Raw genomic sequence first — 3,609 nt, forward strand, 5'->3', positions numbered from 1 at the left:
CAGATATTCCTGCAACTGATGGCGGGTACTGGGTAAGCGGCGGGAGTGGAAATCATGATAGAGGGCGTAACGGTAGAGGGTATCGGCCTCTTCGGGTAGAGGCAGGTATTGCTCCTGAGTGCAGGAGAAATCGAGTTGCGCCCATTGTTCGGGAGTCATTTTTGTTTCCTTTTTATTGTTGGGGATACAGGCGGCCAGCAAAAAAGCTAGGCATAGATAAAAAAAGCGGTTCATGATTAGTCCAAATCGTATTTATATGGTGCAACATCATCATCCAGCATTTCGAATTCTAATAACGACATTATTAATGGTTTATTTTTTAGAAAAAGCTTTCGATTTTCTTGCATAGACACGCCCCAGTTCCTATGTATTTCATGTGCATCTTTTGGATCATTTAACGGCTTATTCGGATTAAGTTCAGGATTATTATTGGTATGGATGCCCCAAAGCTCCTGCCGCAATTTCTCCGCCACTACGTTGTGCTCGGTGGCAATGTTCATTTCGCTGTCTATCTGCATGCTGCGGGTGTTGATATTGCTGGATCCCAAGGTGATAAACACATCGTCGGCCACGGTTACTTTGGAATGGATATACACTTCCTGCGCACGGTTGGGCTTGCCGGCGGCTTCCCGTTTGATTTTTTGATCGGCTTCGGGGTTGGCACTGCGTGCACTGTTGGCAACATCGTGCTCGGTTACCGCCGTGCTTACCAAGCGGCAAACGTGGACGGCCAAGCCGTCTTGGCTAAGGTCTTTTTTGAGGATTTGCCGTAATTTGTCTAGATCGGATTCTTTTGCCGGATCAAGTTTTTCCAATTCTTGGCGTTCTTTGCGCAGCCTGCCCCGTTCTTCCAGTTTTTTCTTTTCTTCCGGCGTGTAGCCTTCTTCCCACGGTAATTTGAATTTAGGCAACCCTTTTCCGGCTTGATCGATTTTTACGTTTAGTTCTTTTATCAGGCGCACCCTCCCTACGCCGGGCATGGTGTCGCGCCTTCCGAGCACTTTAAGCATGCGGTCGGTATTGATGCGGCCTGCTCCCAATCCTTCATTGCTGGTATTGGTAATGGCAAAAATACACAACGGCTCGGTGCGTCCGCATTGACGAAGGGTTTCTCCCCATTTTTTCATGCGTTCTGCAAACGGCGGCCAACGGAAATATTGGTTTTCGAGATAAATATAGGAAGAAGTGTGGGTGATTAATTTTTGATAAAACTTCATCACTTCTTCTCGTTGGAATTCTTTTTCAGGTTGGGTGCGCAGAAGCTGCGCCATCAGCGGCGTGCCCAACGCAGGATTGGGTTGGTACTGGCTTCGCGAACGGTTTTTTCGGGGAGCAAAAAATTTTTCATAATTTCTCGGGTAAATTTTTTTCCATGATTCGGCAAAGTTGTCATTGAGATCACATAATACTTCTCCGGTAACAATACTGGAAACATCTTGTCGGGGAATGGGAAAAAACGCGCCGCGGTTTGGAGCGCTTGCACGTTGGCCGTGATTGTTTTTATCCCAGTATGCTTCAAGCATGTTGTGTCCCATCACGAATCCGACCGCCGAATCGGGTTGGTCATAATCGATTAAAACGGTTTTCTGATGGTGGGAAGGAAACATTACATAAATTTCCTTGGTCATTTTGCTCAGGCCGGTATCTTCAAGATTGTTTAATTTTGCTTCGATATCATCGTGCGATATTTCGCGGGTGCGAAATATCAGAAAAGGGAAATTCCTTTTGGCACGCACTTCTACTTGCCCTATGTCTGTAGAGGCCGGTGTTTCATGGTTTTGGTTTTCGGTGCTTTGGGTTTCATCTTTGATTTCAACCGGATGCTTGAAAACAGGCTTGCATTCAAAGGGCTGTTCGGGTGTCATGCCGGCATCGGGATTGTCGGTTGATATTTTATGATGGGCAGCCTGATGTGTACCATATTGCATTAAGTGAAAGGTGTAAGGAAACTCTTTGCGATGTTTTTTAAGAAATATGTAATTGACACACTTTATATAAGAATGCACGAATTCCAAAGGGTCGTTGAATGTACTGTTAAATTCCCACGGATGAAACAGCTCTTTAAGTTGTTTGGCGGCTTCTTCCATCAGTTTTTCATAGCCTGCCGAGGCAGCATCAAGTTGGTCGTTAACGTTTAATGAAATGTTTTTATACACGTTGCTGATTACAGGCGTGTCGGTATTGTTATACAGATTAATCAGTATACCCAAGCTGGCCTCTGTTAAATTAGGGCCGTTTTGCAGAAGGTCGTTATAGGCATCTTTTACAGCTTGCGGCACCAATCTTTTTAAAAAATTATTTCTGGCTTTGCTGATTTCCTGTTCCACCCGCATGGATTTAATTGCAGGGCCGAGAGTACATTTGAGTTGCAGCAGATTATTGCAGATGCCGCGATAATTTTCTTCGTTTAGCGTTTCATGGTATGTAACGATACCGTGCCATGCCCAATCATAATGTGCCTGTTTTCCTGTATAGCCGTTAAGATGGTTGAAACCGATAAATTGATCTTCTCGGGCTGATACAAAATGTTCAAAGTCTTGTCTGGCAGCCACGTTATCAGATGCCAGAAATTCTAATAAATGGGGCAAAATGTGCATTTCACGCGGCTTGAATGGAGCCGATCTGCCCGGAGTGTTATCTTCCGCCAGTTTTTCTGCTCCCATAACCGTTTGCCAACACATGATTTTAATTTTCACTCCGTTACTGGCTTTTTCTGCGAGTAACTCACCTATCGGTGCCGACCGACCATCTCGGAGAAAATACATGGAAGGTTGGAAACCCCAACAGGCGATTTCCACTGAATCTTTCGCATTCCTGATCCTCCGGTAGACTTCGCCAAAAGCACGTTCCCCATTTACCAATGGCTTGAAAGTCGACTTTCCCCGTGGATATTGCCCTTTATCTAAGAAAATTGAAGCAGCCAGCTTTACATCATTGCCCGTAGCGCATAACGGTGCAGTCCATTTTTGCAGATTTTCTTGTGCGGCCATCTTTGAAACAACTCCTGATATTCGGTGGTATTTACGACTTGGTTTGAAAATAAAAATATATTGTAATGTTGTTTGGTAAGTTGGTTATTTATCTTCAAGCTCTTGCTGGTTTGCCTTATTTACAAGGTCGGCATATTGTCTTGCATTCTCTAAAGGAGAACGGTTGCCGGCATCTTTATACGGATGAAAACCTTGATTGCCGATTCGGGCTTTTCTGGTGCCTTCCTCAAATTTACTGACAACAGGAATCGAAAATTCCTGTCCATTAGCAAGAACGACTTTATATAAGCTGGTACTGATCTCCTGCTCGGTGTTTATCCCTTCTTTGGTAAGTATGCCCTTTTGGATTTCCGCACCATCAGCATAAAGTGTATATGGCATGCCTATATAAGCGTTTGTGGAATGAGGGGATTGTGGCAAACTGATATGTAAAGGGCGTTTTACTAGTGTTTTGGGCCATTCAGGATGAGCCAAATTCATGGTCTGCGGCCCCGTAACCTCCCAAGCCGCCGCCTTCACCCGCACCACTTTCGGGCATCCCAACTCAATCTCGCCGTCCTTAATCCGGATATACGCCCCGCCCGAAGTCAGCAGGATTTCCTCTTTCGCCGCTACGGTT

At 45.2% G+C, this 3,609-nt stretch carries 2 protein-coding genes; both read right to left on the minus strand.

Annotated features, from left to right (window positions below; all coding sequences use genetic code 11):
* Positions 1 to 236 precede the first annotated feature (236 nt).
* Positions 237 to 2,990, minus strand: a complete 2,754-nt coding sequence (locus Q0X97_RS11730; RefSeq protein ID WP_302067601.1) for a phospholipase D-like domain-containing protein — start codon at positions 2,988 to 2,990, stop codon at positions 237 to 239.
* 84 nt (positions 2,991 to 3,074) lie between these two features.
* Positions 3,075 to 3,609, minus strand: a 535-nt coding sequence (locus Q0X97_RS11735; protein ID WP_302067755.1) for a DUF2345 domain-containing protein, incomplete at its 5' end; no start/stop codon positions are given.

This window comes from Neisseria sp. MVDL19-042950, from assembly GCF_030504625.1.
In the GTDB taxonomy this organism is placed as follows: Bacteria; Pseudomonadota; Gammaproteobacteria; order Burkholderiales; family Neisseriaceae; genus Neisseria.

Coding starts and splice junctions, on each gene's coding strand:
- Q0X97_RS11730 (WP_302067601.1), bottom strand. CDS start 2,990: ATGGCCGCACAAGAAAATCTGCAAAAATGGACTGCACCGTTATGCGCT.